Consider the following 14,847-nt stretch of genomic DNA (forward strand, 5'->3'; position numbering starts at 1 on the left):
GAGCCTATATCAAAACTTAGGTTGCGAAGATTTGACTGTCGTCGTTGAAGGTCTTGAATTCTAGCGCATTACCGCAGTAATCGTAGAAAAACATGGTGCCCTGCTCGCCTGGCTTACCTTTAAAGCGAATGTAGGGTTCTATGACAAACTCAATATCCGCAGCTTTCACACGTTCTGCCAACGCTTCCCAGTCGTCACGTAATAAGACAACGCCAAAATGTGGAACAGGAACCGAATGACCATCAACGCCGCTGTGATTTTTTAAACCGGCAACATTGGGCGCTACATGAGTCACAAACTGGTGACCAAAGAAGTTCCAGTCTATCCATTCGTCACTGCTGCGTCCCTGTGACAGCCCAAGCACATCGCCATAAAACGCACGGGCATTATCGAGTGAGCTGACAGGAATGGCTAAATGAAAGGGTCGTACATTAGTTGTGTCTGACATACTGCTAAATTGCCTTGCTCCTTAGCCACTTAATGGCTGAGCTTTGCCGTTATGTTTTGTGGTGTACTGGTTTGCGGCGAACGACGCCACATTCTGACACCAATAGCGAACACAAGAAGCGCCCAGTTTACCGGTGGAATGAAACCGGCGGTTAATACCGCTAACAAATTCCATAGTGGTTTTTTCTGATGCTGGCCCACTAAAGTATAAAACAATAGAGCGGCTACGAGTCCTTGGAGTACCATGAGGCTCAATAGCATAAGTCTTTCCTTTTCGTTATTTAAAAAACGTCTTTGCGTTTCTGTTTTTTGTTCTAAATCAGCTTTTACTCGCAAGTAATTACTGATAGATAAAGACTACTCAATTATGACTAAACTGTAAAACTTTGTATAAGCCTATGAAATTAAAAGTAAAAAACCGACCAAAAGGCCGGTTTTACATATTAAATATTGAATTTTTAATCGTTAATAGCGATTAAAATGCATTAAGCGCGTTGTCTAAGTCGGCTTTAAGATCATCCAGATCTTCAATACCAACAGACACCCGCACGAAGTTATCCAGAATGCCTAACTTCTCACGATTCTCTTTTGGAACCGATGCGTGAGTCATAATAGCCGGGTGCTCAATCAGCGATTCAACGCCGCCCAGGCTTTCCGCCAGAGCAAACACTTCTACCGACTCCAGGAATTTGCGCGCCGCTTCTAAATCACCTTTCAGTAAAATAGAAATCATGCCGCCAAAGCCCTGCATCTGCTTTTTAGCCAACTCGTGCTGAGGATGGCTTTCAAGTCCCGGGTAAATGACTTTTTCCACTTTCGGGTGTTGCTCAAGCCACTTAGCTAATTCCATTGCCGCTTCATTGTGATGACGCATACGCAATGCCAACGTCTTCACGCCGCGCAGTGCCAGGTATGAGTCAAACGGACCGGCAATAGCACCTGCTGAGTTCTGTAAGAACAGCATACGCTCAACCAGGTCGTCATTGTCGCCCACAACAGCAATACCGCCGACCATATCAGAGTGACCATTGAGGTATTTGGTTGCCGAATGCATAACCATGTCTGCGCCCATCTCCAGCGGACGCTGGTTAAACGGCGTAGCGAAGGTGTTGTCCACCACCACAATAATGTCCGGGTTCTTTTTCTTCGCCAGTTTAACGATGGCTTCAATGTCGACCAGTTTCAGCATCGGGTTGCTTGGCGTCTCGACCCAAATCATGCGGGTGTTGTCCTGAATGCTGGCTTCCACTGCGCTTAAGTCAGCTAAGTCGACATAAGAGAATTTCAGGCCAGCAGAGCGTCCGCGCACTTTATCGAATAAGCGGAAGCTACCGCCGTATAAATCGTCCATAGCAACGATGTGATCGCCGCTGTCCAGCAGTTCAAGAATGGTCGAGGTTGCTGCCATGCCAGACGCAAAAGCCAGCCCTTGCTTGCCACCTTCCAGCGATGCAACCGAACGTTCCCAGGCAAAACGCGTGGGGTTGTGTGAGCGTGAATACTCAAAACCTTTGTGTTGGCCCGGGCTTTCCTGAGCATAGGTAGAGCTGGTAAAAATAGGAGGCATTACCGCACCGGTAACAGGCTCCGGAGACTGCCCGCCGTGAATGGCGCGCGTCGCGAATTTCATTGTCTTTTCATTTGCCATGATTCGGTTCCTTAATTTACAACAAGTATTACAGCAGGTTTTGCTCACGCATCCAGTCGTCGTTGAACAGCTTGGACAAGTAACGGTTACCCGTATCACAAGCTAGCGTCACAACGCGTTTTGGCTCGGTTTGTTGTTGGCAATAACGCAGCGCCGCTGCAATTAAAGTTCCGCTTGATGAACCCACCATAACGCCTTCTTTTTCCAGTACTTTACGCGCGGTTTGCATGCCTTCTTTATCAGAAATAGCAAATGCAGTATTGGCTAATTTAATATCACAAATGGTCGGGATAAAATCTTCACCAATGCCTTCGGCCAACCAGCTGCCAGCTTCCACTTCTTCGTTACGGTTAACCAGTGGTTCTAAAATAGAACCTGCCGGATCAGCCAGTACCAGATCCACGTCACTGTTCTGCTCACGCAAATAACGGCCAATGCCAGTCAACGTGCCGCCCGAGCCGACACCACAAACAAAGGCGTCTAACTTGCCATCCATTTGCTGCCAAATTTCAGGACCGGTGGTTTTATAGTGAGCATCAACGTTTGCCGGATTCTCAAACTGGTTTACATAGTAGTAACCGTTTTCTTCCGCCATGCGCGCTGCCATGTCCTGATAATATTCTGGGTGGCCTTTTTGCACGTCGGAACGCGTTTGCACGACTTCAGCGCCCATTGCACGAAGGTTATTTACTTTTTCCTGGCTCATTTTGTCAGGCATAACAATTTTCAGCGGATAGCCTTTACTGGCAGCCACAAGCGCCAAACCTAAGCCGGTATTCCCCGCTGTCGCTTCAATAATGGTGTCGCCAGGCTTTAATTTGCCTTGTTTTTCCGCTTGCTCAATCATTTCCACAGCAATACGGTCTTTAATAGAGCCGCCCGGATTCTGCAGCTCTAATTTCAAATACAGCTCGCACGGGCCGGTGTCCATGTTGGTTACTTTAACCATTGGCGTATTGCCGACCATTTCCAGTACAGTATTAAAAACTTTCATATTGGGTCGCTTTGTTGTCGTGTGTTTGGTTCAATAATGGGGCATTATCCCTTGACTGAGCTCGCTAAACAACCATGAGCTTAGAACCGGATGATAGTTGTTATAACCAATACCCAGATGAGGCTGTTATGCTGGATTTACGCAGTGATACCGTTACCCTTCCAAGCGCCGCCATGCGTGCTGCTATTGCTGAAGCCAATGTTGGCGATGATGTTTATGGCGAAGATCCTTCCATTAATGCGCTGGAAAAGCGTGTCGCTGAATTGCTGGGTAAAGAAGATGCCCTGCTGTGCAGTTCAGGTACGCAAAGTAACTTACTGGGTATTATGAGCCATTGTCGAAACGGCGAAGAGTATATTGTCGGCCAGGAATATCACACTTATCGTTACGAGGCTGGTGGCGCCGCAGTTTTAGGCAGCGTTGTACCACAAACCATTGAAGTTGAGGCGGACGGAACCTTGTCACTCGACACCATTAAGCAGCGCATAAAGCCTGACGACCCGCACTTTCCTATTACTCGCCTGCTTGCGTTTGAAAATACTCACGCAGGTCAGTTAATTGACCAGGCCTATTTTGATGAAGCCCGAATTTTGGCTGATCAGAATGGTTTGTCGATGCACTTAGACGGCGCACGTTTACCCAATGCCGCTATTGCGAGCGGCCGCAGCATGGCAGAACTTACAGCACCTTTTGACAGTGTGTCTTTGTGCTGCTCAAAAGGTCTGGGCGCGCCTATTGGCTCATTGCTGGCAGGGTCAAAAGAGTTAATCGCCCGCGCGCGCCGTTGGCGTAAAATGGTCGGTGGCGGTATGCGCCAAGCCGGGTTTGTTGCTGTGGCTATTGATTACGCATTAACACATCAGTTTGAGCGCATTCAGGACGACCATGACAACGCGAAGTGGCTGTTTGAACAACTTTCGGAATTGCTGGCGGGCACCGAGGCCAAAGTCCGCTATTCCGGTACCAACATGACCTTTGTCGAGCTACCGGACAGTTTACCGGCGGACAGCTTGCGGGAACTGATGGCAGAACACGACATTAAGCTGCCCGGCGGCCAAAAGCTGCGACTGGTGTGCCATCTGGATGTCAGCCGCGAACAGCTGGAGCGTTTTGTCGAATTGTTCAAACAGTGGCTTAGTAGCGAGCACTGAGGTTGCTGGCTTCGTAGCCTGACGTTCACGTCAGGTGGGTGTCGGGCTAACCACCAAAAGTGATTTTACCTCTTAGTATAGACGGTTAGATCGCACCTGACGCAATAGCGTCAGGCTACCCTTTATTAGCTCTTTGATCTTCTGGGCCTTTGATTTCCATAACCTGAGCTCTTTGCTTCAGGACTTTCTTTTCCGATGCCACAAATCGCTTCAGGAGTTGCCTAATTAGCGGTTGGTACCCCACGTTATAATGCTCTGCGATGGTCTTCAAATCGTCGATGAGCTCTTCTTCCATACGAATAGATATAGGCCGCAGTCGCACAGACTGATTGATTGCATCTTCAATTGCCTGGTCAAATCCCACACGTTCTACATAAGCTTCTTCTTGACCTAATTCACCACTATCCCATTTTTCATCTTGCTCAACCGCTTCTCTGATATCTTCTTTTTTCATACGACTCTCCAATTCATGCCGGGATACTGCTAGCTTCCATACTTTTCATAGATTCTTTGCTCTAACGAATTAGCTTCATAAGCAGTCTTTATATAGATAGCTCCGTTAGAATGAATGAAGCAAACTTTTAGCTTTACCCCGTTATCTGTCTCGGATACAAACCATTGAGTAGGTGGAATGGTGCCATGCTTCTCTCTTTGATCTTTCAAGAAGCCACTTTGTCTATTTGCAAAAGCCTCTCTGATCATGCTTTCTGAGACGTTATGCTTGTTTCTTAATTTTTCCCTAACTTTATCGCTAATTTCCAGCACAACTCCTCCATTGAATTGTAGCGTAATACATCTGTATATACAAAACACTCATAATTAAATTGGAACCGAACCTGATGCGACAGCATCATAAGCTCTGCACCTGCTCGATAAGCCGATCCAGCGCACGATAATTCAATGCCTCTGCCAGATGCTGTTGTTCTATTTTTTTACTGTCGGCTAAATCAGCAATGGTTCGGGCCAAGCGTAATGTACGATGATAAGCCCGATGCGAAAGCTTCATTTTCTCGGAGGCTTTTGCTAAAAACGCTTCTGTTTTATCTGACAGCTCGCATATTTGCTTTAGCGCTTTGGGTTTTATCTCACTGTTCAGACAACCCTGCCGCTGTATTTGGTGCTGCCTGGTTTTCTCTACTAAGCTTTTTGCTTCTGCAGAAGTCATTTGGCTATTGCGTTTGGCTCCACCATTCAGACTCATTGATTCCGTTTCTCGTGGCACCATCACCTGGATGTCGATACGATCCAGCAAAGGACCTGAAAGCTTATTTAAATACTTGAGAATTTGGTCAGGTGTGGAACGGCAGTTGGCTAACGAGCCATCGAACTGACCGCAAGGAGATGGATTCAACGCGCAGACAAGCTGAAATTTAGCCGGAAACTTCACGTTGTACCCTGCCCGACTAATGGTAATTTCACCGCTTCCGAGTGGTTCGCGTAAGCAGTCCAATACATGTCGACTGAACTCGGGCATCTCATCTAAAAATAATAACCCATTGTTTGCCAAGGATATTTCTCCCGGACGAACAGAATTACCCGCGCCCCCTCCGACCAACGCCGCAGCAGTACAAGTATGATGAGGAGATCTCAGTTCTCGCCGGGTCAGAGCGTCCGCATGATGGTAATCAAAAGACACCGACTTAACCGCCGCAATTTCCATGGCTTCCTGCTCGGTCAGTGGAGGTAATATGCCATTAAGCCGTTGCGCCAGCATGGTTTTTCCCGTACCTGGTGGCCCGACGAACAACAAGTGGTGCTTACCGGCCGCCGACAACAACAAAGCTCGTTTTGCCTGCTCCTGCCCAACCACGTCGGCTAAGTCGCCATCATGGTTCGATGATTCCTTTGCCCAATTTATCGGCTTTGATTCCCTCAGTGGCTGGTGATCGTGCAAATGTTCATAAACACTGACCAAATCGGCCGACAACCAGCTCTTTTGTTCACGTACTAACCCGGCTTCCTGCTCGTTAGCAATAGGCACAAACGCCTGCCGCTTTTTATTACGACACGCCAATAAGGCTGGGATTAAACCATTCACAGCCCGCAACTCGCCGGTTAACGCCAGCTCACCATAGAATTCTGCTTGCTCTAAAATACTGTCCGGTATTTGTCCCGAAGCCGCCAATATCCCCACCGCTATGGCCAAATCATAACGCGCCCCGGTTTTGGGGATATCCGCTGGCGCCAAATTCACTGTAACACGCGTGGCTGGCGGGTATTCAAATCCCGCGTTCATCAAGGCGGTTTTGACCCGATCACGAGCCTCCTTAACCGTGGTTGCCGGCATGCCGACCATAGTAAAGCCTGGCATTCCCCTTGCCAGATCCACTTCAACCCGAATTTCCGGCGCATGAATACCTATCAATGCCCGGGTATAAACTCGCGCTAACGCCATCTGTCTCTCCGTGACTAAACAACGGCGTAACTATAAGCCTTGGGAAAATTCCTGTCTGTAAGCTAAACACTTCAAGCAACGACCGATATCATTCCTTCTCTCACTTGCTTTTATACCCACTTCTGTCATCATCTTGCCTTAATTAAGAGTAAACCGAATAACCAAGGGTCACCAAAAGCCATGTTCCACCAACTGAATCAACAGTGTCGAAAAGGTCGGTATATAGCACCATTGCTATTCCTGGTTTTTATGCTGTGTTGGGGACAAAACTTTGGTTGGCTGGAAGGCTGTCCTAAGCATCAGGCTGCACCCGCGGCTGAACAGCTTGTAGGAAGCCATGCGGACCTGGAAGCAAAACACGAAGGCGCCGAAGCCGACTGCGACAAGACAACGCACTTATTGCAACAATTCAAGTCAGACATAACCTACGCGGCACTGTCTTTCTTTGTTCTTCTGACTTTGGCGCTGAAAGCCACTGTGAACAAGCAATTAGCGCCTCCCCTCTTTTTCTTTTCCTGTAAAAGGCGACCCCACGCCGTATTTTGTTGCTTTCTGGAGTAAGGCTTCCAACAGGTTTTTACCTTTGGAATACTAACTTCAGGAGTAATGTATGAATAAAATTTTACCGTTATGGCTCGTATCGCTTATTGCTGCGCTGCTGATTTACAGCGCGCAAAGCCTAGCAGAAACGCCGTCTACCGGTTGGTTGAGTCATGAAGACCATCCGCCGGTGTCGGTGAAGCTGGAGCTGACCGGCCACTATGAGGCTGAGCGAAATCTACTACCCGCACTGCTGCATGTTGAGCTGGATGACGGCTGGAAAACCTACTGGCGCTCGCCGGGGGAAGGCGGCATACCGCCAACCTTTGACTGGTCTAAATCATCCAATATTAACGATATTGAGTGGCACTGGCCGGTGCCCTCGCGCTACAGCATTCAGGGTATTGATACCGTCGGGTATCAGGGGTCGTTGGCCTTTCCGTTAATGATACAGCTAAGCCCGAATGCCCGGCAGGCGCACATTAGCGGTACTTTGACTATGTCGTCCTGTACCACCGTTTGTGTGTTAACAGACTACCCAATTGACTTGCACGTTGATCTGGACACCCTCACCGTCGACAGTGATCGTGCCTTTGCCTTTAATCAGGCGATGGGCAAGGTGCCTCGGGAATACGACAGCAATAACGTCAAGCAGGCTATTTGGTCCGACGCCAACCAGCGCGTTCAACTGACCATAGAGCGTGACAGCGGCTGGCAAGAACCTCAACTGTTTATACACAGCAACGACGAAGCTCTGGCCGACGCAGAGTTTTCATCACCAGATATTCAGGTGGAAGACAATACGCTTACGGCGAATATTGACGTTAGCCACTGGCTGGAGCTGCCAGACCTAAGCGGCGCAGAGCTTATAGTAACAGTCAGTGATGAGAAGTTTGCCGCTGAATATAAGGTTCAACTAACCGCAGGCACCATTGCTAATAATGCCCCGCCGCTGTGGGCCATTTTATTGATGGCGTTAGCGGGTGGGCTTATTTTAAACATTATGCCCTGCGTGTTGCCGGTACTGGGCCTGAAAGTTCAAAGCCTCATGCTGTCTGGGGCGCAACAACCCCGGGTCGTGCGTCGGCAATTTCTTGCGTCGTCACTGGGTATTATCAGCTCGTTTCTGATCATTGCCCTGGGGCTTATGGCTCTGCGCTGGTCGGGCGGTTCTGTTGGCTGGGGTATTCAATTTCAGAACCCTTACTTCATTGCCGCATTAGTCGCTATTACCTGGGTATTCGCACTGAACTTAATGGGTGCCTTTGAGTTTAAATTGCCGTCTTCTTTGAGTACCAGTGCCGCAACCGCTGGCGATGACAGCTATAAAGGGCATTTCCTGCAAGGCATGCTGGCCACCGTATTGGCAACACCTTGTACAGCGCCTTTTTTAGGCACCGCAGTGGCCTTTGCATTAGCTGCTGAGTCATCGGTTATTCTGCTGATTTTTACCGCTCTTGGGGTTGGCATGGCGCTGCCCTGGTTACTTATAGCCGTGTTCCCTAAAACCGCCAAATTATTACCCAAACCTGGTCGCTGGATGCAGTGGGTAAAACCCGTTTTCGCCACTATGATGCTGGCAACCACGGTCTGGCTGACAACCTTGCTGAAAAACTTTATCAGCAACGAGTTATTCCTGGCGCTAACCGTCGGTTTATCGGTTCTGACATTGGTGATTATTGGTAAAATACATGGCCGCAAAGCGCTGTTTTTATCCATTGGCGGCTTTTTAGTATTAGCTGCCATTGTCGGTGCAACATTGATCCTTACCGCAGACCGTTGGGTCAACAAACTGCCGCAAGACCACCAATGGCAGCCACTAACCCAGCAGCGTATTGATGAAGCCGTTGCCAGTGGCCAAACCGTGTTTGTGGATGTGACCGCAGACTGGTGTGTGACCTGCCAGGCCAATAAAGTCGGCGTATTACTGCAAGACCCGGTATTTACAGCCTTAGGTGAGAAGCACGTCACCCGCCTGCGCGGCGACTGGACCAAAGCCAACGAGAGCATTACCCAATACTTAAAGGATAACAACACCTTTGGTGTGCCCTTTAACAAAGTCTACGGACCCGGCGCTCCGGGCGGTATAACGCTGCCCGTAGTACTCAGTAAAGACAAAGTTATGGACGCGCTGGAGGATGCTCGTGAGCAATAGCAAAGCTAAGCCGTCGTGGGCAAAGCGTCTACGAACCGCGGCGCTTTATATTGTGCTGTTCTCGGTAGTGGCGTTCGTGTTCGACGCCTTTCGTAATAGTGACGTGCCGGAGTCTGTTCCGGCGGAGCTGTCGTCACTAACGGACATAAACGGCGAGCAATATAACTTACGCGAGATGAGCAAGGACAGCCCGGTTGTGCTGTATTTCTGGGCAACCTGGTGCCCTGTTTGCCCGGCGGTCTCTCCTACGGTTGATTACGTTGGTAACCACTACCCAACCATTAGCGTGGCGTTGCGCTCCGGCGACAACCACAAGCTGACGCGCTACGCGCAGGCGAAAGGGTATGAGTTTCCTATTGTTAACGACAACCTCAACCGCGTCTCAAATGGCTGGCAGGTATCTGCCACGCCAACCATCATCATTATTGAAAACGGTGACATTGTTTCGGCGACAACCGGCGTCACAACACCTCCCGGTTTGTTTATTCGTCTTTGGTTTCACCAGTTTTTTTGAAGTAACTCATTTTTAAGTAGGAAAGTTGTATGAATTTTATCTATAAAACGTTTTTCATCGTTGCTTTTATCTTTAGCAGCAACGTATTTGCGCAAGATTTAAACCCACAACAAGAAGAAGGTTTGGAGAAAGTCGAACAGCTATTGCGTGAAAACCCGCAGCTAATCTCAAACATTCACAGAGGCTTGCAGCGCTTTTTAGAACAGCAAAGTGAGCAGGAAAATGCCTTTGCTAACCACCAGGAATGGCTGTATCAGTCGGCGGCACATCCAATTTTAGGTGACCAAGATGCGCCGCATAAAATCATTGTGTTTACCGACTACAACTGTTCGTTTTGCAAGAAGTTAGAGCCTGGCCTTCATAAACTGATTGAGGAATACCCGTCTATTCAGGTTGTGAACATTTTTGTGCCATTGCGCCAACAGCAGGTTGATGGGCTCAAAACCAACTCAGCTCTTTATGGGCTAAACCTTTGGCGCAATGACCCTAAGGCATTCTTTGAAGCTCACAACTTAATGATGAAAAAGTCGGGCATGCACACCGCTGATTCACTGCAAAGTGTTGCGCAAGTCACGAGTACCGAGGCCTTTTTGTCACCGTCCGGCGAGAGCGAAGCGGTTATTCGCAAAAACATGTCGGCGTTTCGCGAACTAGGCTTTCGCGGCACACCGACTATTATCATTGGCCAGCAGGTAACACCCGGTTACATCCCTTATGACAAGCTGGAAACTATAGCTACCGAGCAGTTTGGCCTGAATTAATCAGTGTTCATCACCAGCCTGATATGAAGCCTCAAGGATAAAGGGTTAACCATCTGAAGTTAACTCTGCTATAATCCATGCGCATAGTTGATGCGCATGGATTACGAATTTTTAATAACAGGTGATAAAATGGCTGCTTACACAACTGCTTCTCCTGCAAAGAAGCCGACAAATGTCAGTATTAACGCTGAACTTCTGGCAAAAGCAAAATCGCTTGATATCAATTTATCGGCGACACTTGAGTCTGCATTGAAGGAACAAATTCGTTTAAAAGAACAAGCGCATTGGCTGAAGGAAAACTCTGACGCAATGGAAGCGTATAATCAATTTGTAGAGCGCAACGGAACATTCAGCGACAGCGTGCGAAAATTCTAATGAGTCAATTCGCCGTCTACGCCAATAACAATACAGCGACACGCACAACCTACCCCTATCTTATTGATGTGCAGAGTGACCTGCTGTCAGCCTTAGCGACAACCTTAGTGATACCTTTGATACCCGCTCCGCTGGCTGAATCCTTCCAACTCACCAAGCTGAACCCGGATGTTACCGTTGAGGGAAAGACATTCGCATTGATGACACAAGATATGGCCAGTATTTCAAGAACTCAGCTTACTCACGTGGTCGACGACTTATCCCACGACAGAGATAGAATCACCGCAGCTATCGACCTGCTATTTTTTGGAATATAACGATAGTGACAAGTTTCCAGGTTTGACGAATAAATTGAGAGCTATAATTTGATAATACTTCCAAAGCACACTAGCATTTATGCCTGCACTTTTATAAGAGAACCATCATGGGAACAAAAATTCAGTTTCGTATTGATGAACAAACAAAGCGCTTAGCGCCGCAGAAGGCAGTAGAGCGTCGAAAACAGCTATCGCAGGAAAACTGGCTTACAGAACAAGTCAATCAGGCATTCCAGAAATTAGAGTCTGGCCAGTTCGCATTCACTGATAACGAGCAGGCAAAAAGCCGATTGGAGAAATTTAAAGCCCAATTTCGTAGGAGCTAGCCTTAAGGCGTTGCTAAATCAGGCTATAGAGATAATGAAGAAAGTGAACTAGTGGCGATTAAGTTTGCCGCCCCAAACACCTTGAAAACGTTTCAAATATAACCATTACCAGTAGTTTTCAGACGTAACATTACCAGGCTTACGCCGAGTGTTTTTAGCAAGCCCCAATTCAGCTAGCGCGGCGCGTGACTCTTTTATCATGTCGGGGTTACCACAAAGCATCACCTGCGCGCTGGTATTCAGCGGTGTGTCGAGTGCATCACTTAATTGACCAGAGCTGATCAGTTCAGGAATACGTGCAGAGAAAGCACCCGGAATGTTTTCACGAGTAATCACCGGCTGGTAGCCCAGTTGCCCGGGGTATTCTTGTTGCCACTGCTCTATTTGCCCCTGATAAACCAGGTCTTCTGCCACACGAACACCGTGCACCAGATTAATCCGTTTAAATCGTTCCCACGGCTTTTCGGTTCTTAGCATAGAAATGAACGGACCAATGCCGGTTCCGGTAGAAAGCATCCACAAGCTGTCACCGTCCGGCACTTCGTCCAGCGTGAAAAAACCACCAGCGGGCTGGGTAATATCCACGTTATCGCCGGGCTGCAGCTTGGCTAACTTAGTACTGAGCTCGCCGTCTTCCACTTCGGCTATGACAAAATCCAGTATGGCTTCGCCCGGTGCGCTGGCCAGCGAGTAGGCGCGCAACAGTTGCTCGCCCCCCACATTCAGACCTAGACGGACGAACTGCCCGGCCTTAAAATCAAACGGCTCAGCCACAACTCTTAAACTGAAAACGCCAGAACTCCAACGGTAATTCTCGACAACTTTCCCACTAATCCATTGGATCATACGTCTGACTTAGTCCTTGTTCTGGTTCTTGGTCGCTTCCAGCTCTTTTTCTAACAGTTCAACACGCTCACGTAAGCGCAGTAACATTTGCTGCTGTACGTCCAGCTCTTCGCGGGTGACTAAGTCCAGCTTAGATAGCTGTGACTGCAGGGTTTGTTTAACGCGCTGTTCCATATTGCCGGCCAGTTCTTTGACGCCGGCAGGCATGCTGTCGTTAATTTGGCGAGCAATATTCTCTATTGTTTTGTTGTCCATAAGTCTCTCTTTGTGTAAATCGTTGCTTATGCGTTTAGCTTAGCAGGAGATTCAGGTAAAATCCGAGCTTCTTATCAGCTTTTTCACGAATCAGGAACTCCGCGGCGCCCATGCTGAACGATCGCCAGAACCAGGCTGTACATTACATCCAGGGCCCTTTATTGGTGCTTGCCGGCGCCGGTAGTGGCAAAACCCGGGTAATAACGGAGAAAATTGCGTACCTGATCCGCCAGCAAATTTACACTGCCCGGCAAATTGGTGCAGTAACTTTTACCAATAAAGCCGCTAAAGAAATGAAAGAGCGTATAGCGCAAACTCTGCCGAAAGCGCAGCTGCGCGGTTTAACCGTGTGCACCTTTCATACTCTGGGGCTGAATATTATTCGTCGGGAACTCAGCACCCTGGGGTTTAAGCCCGGCTTTTCATTATTTGACGACCAGGACACCTACGCCCTGCTTAACGCCCTGACTGAAGATGTATTTGAGGGCGACAAAGCGCTGATTCAAGCCTGTCAGCACCAGATAGGCCACTGGAAAAACGCCATGCTGTCGCCGGAGTTGGCTCTACAAAAAGCCGGGAACGATCAGGAAAAGGCCTTTGCTCAGGTTTATCAGCAATACCAGAATAACCTGAGCGCCTGTAATGCCGTGGACTTTGATGACTTGATCCGCCTGCCGACCCAGTTACTGGCAACCAACGAGAACGCCCGCGCACGCTGGCAGAAAAAGTTTCAGTATTTATTGGTGGACGAATATCAGGACACCAACACCAGCCAGTACCAACTGGTCAAGTTACTGGTGGGCGAACGCGCTCGCTTTACCGTGGTGGGCGACGACGATCAGTCCATTTATTCATGGCGTGGTGCGCAGCCTAAAAACCTGGCCTTGTTGAAGCAGGACTTCCCACAGCTGGACGTGGTGAAGCTGGAGCAGAATTACAGGTCGCACGGGCGTATTCTGAAAGCCGCCAATATTCTCATTGAGAACAACCCGCACGTATTTGAGAAAAAGCTGTTCTCAGAAATGCAGTACGGCGAGCCGATAAGCGTTATTTTTGGTCGTAACGAAGAGCATGAAGCAGAGCGTGTGGTTGCCGAAATTGTAAAACAACGGTTCCTTCGCAAAACGCCGTATCACCACTTTGCGATTTTGTACCGGGGTAATCACCAGTCGCGTCTGTTTGAAAAAGCCCTGATGAACAACCGCATTCCGTACAAAATTACCGGTGGTCAGTCGTTCTTTGCCCGCGCGGAAGTCAAAGACATTATGGCGTACCTGCGGCTGCTGGTGAACCCTACCGACGACACCGCTTTTCTGCGCATTATTAATACCCCGCGGCGCGGCATTGGCCCGCAGACCGTTGAGCGTATTGGCCGTTTGTCGCAGGAGTTAGGCTGTAGTTTATTTGAAGCCTGTCAGTCGCCCCATTTAAAAACGCAGCTTAGCACCGGTGTGTTTCAGCATGTGGACGTGTTCCGCAACATGATAGATACCCTGGCCCGCCGAGCCGATCATCAGGAAGACGCCAGTGACGCAGTAAAACAACTGCTAAGCGAAATTGGCTACGAAGACTGGTTGTTTGAGCAAAGCCCCAGCGCGAAAGCCGCCGAAATGCGGATTAAAAACGTGTACGAACTGCACCGCTGGGTATCGGACATGCTAAAAGGCGACGCCGAACATGAACCCATGGAATTGAATCAGGTGGTCAGCCGCTTGTCACTGCGCGATATGATGTCCCGTAACGAAGACGACGAGCAGTTTGAACAGGTGCAGCTAATGACCTTGCACGCTTCTAAAGGTCTGGAGTTTCCACAAGTATTTTTAGTGGGCATGGAAGAGGGTCTATTGCCACACCAAAGCAGTATTGATGAAAATAACATTGAAGAGGAACGCCGTCTGGCTTACGTCGGCATTACCCGCGCCCAGCATAAGTTAGTCTTTACTATGGCTAAGGAGCGCCGCCAGTTTGGAGAAAAAACGGAGCCACAACCCAGCCGCTTTTTGCTGGAGTTACCGCAGGACGATTTAGAATGGGAACATCGCAAGCAAAAATCTGACGAGGAACGTGAAGAGCAACGAAGTCAGGGTCTGGAAATGTTGAAGAACGCTCTGAAAAAGTAGCGC

18 protein-coding genes are annotated in these 14,847 nt (G+C 48.7%); 9 read left to right on the forward strand and 9 right to left on the reverse strand.

Going from position 1 to position 14,847, the window contains the following annotated elements; genetic code table 11:
- Positions 1-16: 16 nt before the first annotated feature.
- The 4 genes from RJ32_RS03035 to RJ32_RS03050 all read right to left on the reverse strand — a co-directional run bounded on the left by RJ32_RS03035 (position 17) and on the right by RJ32_RS03050 (position 3,089).
- A complete protein-coding gene (locus tag RJ32_RS03035; RefSeq protein WP_011233484.1) occupies positions 17-448 on the reverse strand; it encodes a VOC family protein in 432 nt (143 codons plus the stop codon).
- Between the two features lie 29 nt (positions 449-477).
- On the reverse strand, positions 478-708 hold the full coding sequence (locus tag RJ32_RS03040; RefSeq protein WP_050731324.1) for a hypothetical protein: 231 nt from the start codon (positions 706-708) through the stop codon (positions 478-480).
- Between the two features lie 214 nt (positions 709-922).
- On the reverse strand, positions 923-2,095 hold the full coding sequence (locus RJ32_RS03045) for a cystathionine gamma-synthase (RefSeq protein WP_011233482.1): 1,173 nt from the start codon (positions 2,093-2,095) through the stop codon (positions 923-925).
- A gap of 28 nt (positions 2,096-2,123) precedes the next feature.
- Entirely contained in the window at positions 2,124-3,089 is a 966-nt protein-coding gene (locus RJ32_RS03050; RefSeq protein ID WP_034818957.1) for a PLP-dependent cysteine synthase family protein, read from the reverse strand.
- Positions 3,090-3,217: 128 nt separating this feature from the next.
- Between RJ32_RS03050 and ltaE the strand changes: the two genes are divergently transcribed.
- Entirely contained in the window at positions 3,218-4,240 is a 1,023-nt protein-coding gene (gene ltaE, locus RJ32_RS03055) for a low-specificity L-threonine aldolase (RefSeq protein WP_034819137.1), read from the forward strand.
- Between the two features lie 115 nt (positions 4,241-4,355).
- Here ltaE and RJ32_RS03060 read toward each other — a convergent pair whose 3' ends face one another.
- From RJ32_RS03060 to RJ32_RS03070, 3 genes are all read right to left on the reverse strand, one after another.
- Positions 4,356-4,694: a hypothetical protein gene (locus RJ32_RS03060; protein ID WP_034818959.1), complete on the reverse strand. Its 339-nt coding sequence runs from the start codon at positions 4,692-4,694 to the stop codon at positions 4,356-4,358.
- 29 nt (positions 4,695-4,723) lie between these two features.
- Positions 4,724-5,005 carry a hypothetical protein gene (locus RJ32_RS03065; protein ID WP_034818961.1) on the reverse strand — a complete coding sequence of 94 codons (282 nt, stop codon included), beginning with the start codon at positions 5,003-5,005 and terminating at the stop codon, positions 4,724-4,726.
- An 85-nt stretch (positions 5,006-5,090) separates the two neighbouring features.
- A complete protein-coding gene (locus RJ32_RS03070; RefSeq protein ID WP_034818963.1) occupies positions 5,091-6,635 on the reverse strand; it encodes a YifB family Mg chelatase-like AAA ATPase in 1,545 nt (514 codons plus the stop codon).
- Between the two features lie 180 nt (positions 6,636-6,815).
- Here RJ32_RS03070 and RJ32_RS03075 point away from each other — a divergent pair, with 180 nt between their 5' ends.
- From RJ32_RS03075 to RJ32_RS03105, 7 genes are all read left to right on the forward strand, one after another.
- Positions 6,816-7,196, forward strand: coding sequence for a hypothetical protein (locus RJ32_RS03075; protein ID WP_011233477.1), 381 nt, complete (start codon positions 6,816-6,818; stop codon positions 7,194-7,196).
- Positions 7,197-7,245: 49 nt separating this feature from the next.
- On the forward strand, positions 7,246-9,330 hold the full coding sequence (locus RJ32_RS03080; protein ID WP_034818965.1) for a protein-disulfide reductase DsbD: 2,085 nt from the start codon (positions 7,246-7,248) through the stop codon (positions 9,328-9,330).
- Positions 9,314-9,844, forward strand: a complete 531-nt coding sequence (locus RJ32_RS03085; protein ID WP_235598901.1) for a protein disulfide oxidoreductase — start codon at positions 9,314-9,316, stop codon at positions 9,842-9,844. The genes RJ32_RS03080 and RJ32_RS03085 overlap by 17 nt, the downstream gene beginning before the upstream one ends.
- A 29-nt stretch (positions 9,845-9,873) precedes the next feature.
- A complete protein-coding gene (locus RJ32_RS03090; RefSeq protein ID WP_034818969.1) occupies positions 9,874-10,605 on the forward strand; it encodes a DsbA family protein in 732 nt (243 codons plus the stop codon).
- Between the two features lie 96 nt (positions 10,606-10,701).
- Positions 10,702-10,980 carry a type II toxin-antitoxin system CcdA family antitoxin gene (locus RJ32_RS03095; RefSeq protein ID WP_227016370.1) on the forward strand — a complete coding sequence of 93 codons (279 nt, stop codon included), beginning with the start codon at positions 10,702-10,704 and terminating at the stop codon, positions 10,978-10,980.
- Positions 10,980-11,297 carry a CcdB family protein gene (locus tag RJ32_RS03100; RefSeq protein WP_034818972.1) on the forward strand — a complete coding sequence of 106 codons (318 nt, stop codon included), beginning with the start codon at positions 10,980-10,982 and terminating at the stop codon, positions 11,295-11,297. The genes RJ32_RS03095 and RJ32_RS03100 overlap by 1 nt, the downstream gene beginning before the upstream one ends.
- A 107-nt stretch (positions 11,298-11,404) precedes the next feature.
- Positions 11,405-11,623, forward strand: coding sequence for a hypothetical protein (locus RJ32_RS03105; RefSeq protein WP_034818974.1), 219 nt, complete (start codon positions 11,405-11,407; stop codon positions 11,621-11,623).
- 105 nt (positions 11,624-11,728) lie between these two features.
- Here the strand turns inward: RJ32_RS03105 and RJ32_RS03110 are convergent, their stop codons facing one another.
- Entirely contained in the window at positions 11,729-12,469 is a 741-nt protein-coding gene (locus RJ32_RS03110; protein ID WP_051018720.1) for a ferredoxin--NADP reductase, read from the reverse strand.
- A gap of 9 nt (positions 12,470-12,478) precedes the next feature.
- Positions 12,479-12,724, reverse strand: coding sequence for an accessory factor UbiK family protein (locus RJ32_RS03115; RefSeq protein ID WP_011233471.1), 246 nt, complete (start codon positions 12,722-12,724; stop codon positions 12,479-12,481).
- Positions 12,725-12,834: 110 nt separating this feature from the next.
- On the opposite strand from RJ32_RS03115, the gene rep reads away from it, so the two are divergent.
- Positions 12,835-14,844, forward strand: coding sequence for a DNA helicase Rep (rep, locus tag RJ32_RS03120; RefSeq protein ID WP_034818978.1), 2,010 nt, complete (start codon positions 12,835-12,837; stop codon positions 14,842-14,844).
- Positions 14,845-14,847: the final 3 nt, after the last annotated feature.

It is taken from the genome of Idiomarina sp. 28-8 (genome assembly GCF_000320945.2).
Classification (GTDB): domain Bacteria; phylum Pseudomonadota; class Gammaproteobacteria; order Enterobacterales; family Alteromonadaceae; genus Idiomarina; species Idiomarina loihiensis.

Excerpts from the sequence above, each read along its gene's own strand:
- RJ32_RS03050 (WP_034818957.1), bottom strand. The coding sequence starts at position 3,089 with ATGAAAGTTTTTAATACTGTACTGGAAATGGTCGGCAATACGCCAATG.
- RJ32_RS03045 (WP_011233482.1), bottom strand. The coding sequence starts at position 2,095 with ATGGCAAATGAAAAGACAATGAAATTCGCGACGCGCGCCATTCACGGC.
- RJ32_RS03075 (WP_011233477.1), top strand. The coding sequence starts at position 6,816 with ATGTTCCACCAACTGAATCAACAGTGTCGAAAAGGTCGGTATATAGCA.
- RJ32_RS03090 (WP_034818969.1), top strand. The coding sequence starts at position 9,874 with ATGAATTTTATCTATAAAACGTTTTTCATCGTTGCTTTTATCTTTAGC.
- RJ32_RS03105 (WP_034818974.1), top strand. The coding sequence starts at position 11,405 with ATGGGAACAAAAATTCAGTTTCGTATTGATGAACAAACAAAGCGCTTA.
- RJ32_RS03040 (WP_050731324.1), bottom strand. The coding sequence starts at position 708 with ATGCTATTGAGCCTCATGGTACTCCAAGGACTCGTAGCCGCTCTATTG.
- RJ32_RS03080 (WP_034818965.1), top strand. The coding sequence starts at position 7,246 with ATGAATAAAATTTTACCGTTATGGCTCGTATCGCTTATTGCTGCGCTG.
- rep (WP_034818978.1), top strand. The coding sequence starts at position 12,835 with ATGCTGAACGATCGCCAGAACCAGGCTGTACATTACATCCAGGGCCCT.
- RJ32_RS03070 (WP_034818963.1), bottom strand. The coding sequence starts at position 6,635 with ATGGCGTTAGCGCGAGTTTATACCCGGGCATTGATAGGTATTCATGCG.
- RJ32_RS03095 (WP_227016370.1), top strand. The coding sequence starts at position 10,702 with ATGGATTACGAATTTTTAATAACAGGTGATAAAATGGCTGCTTACACA.
- RJ32_RS03100 (WP_034818972.1), top strand. The coding sequence starts at position 10,980 with ATGAGTCAATTCGCCGTCTACGCCAATAACAATACAGCGACACGCACA.
- ltaE (WP_034819137.1), top strand. The coding sequence starts at position 3,218 with ATGCTGGATTTACGCAGTGATACCGTTACCCTTCCAAGCGCCGCCATG.
- RJ32_RS03060 (WP_034818959.1), bottom strand. The coding sequence starts at position 4,694 with ATGAAAAAAGAAGATATCAGAGAAGCGGTTGAGCAAGATGAAAAATGG.
- RJ32_RS03110 (WP_051018720.1), bottom strand. The coding sequence starts at position 12,469 with ATGATCCAATGGATTAGTGGGAAAGTTGTCGAGAATTACCGTTGGAGT.
- RJ32_RS03035 (WP_011233484.1), bottom strand. The coding sequence starts at position 448 with ATGTCAGACACAACTAATGTACGACCCTTTCATTTAGCCATTCCTGTC.
- RJ32_RS03115 (WP_011233471.1), bottom strand. The coding sequence starts at position 12,724 with ATGGACAACAAAACAATAGAGAATATTGCTCGCCAAATTAACGACAGC.
- RJ32_RS03085 (WP_235598901.1), top strand. The coding sequence starts at position 9,314 with ATGCTCGTGAGCAATAGCAAAGCTAAGCCGTCGTGGGCAAAGCGTCTA.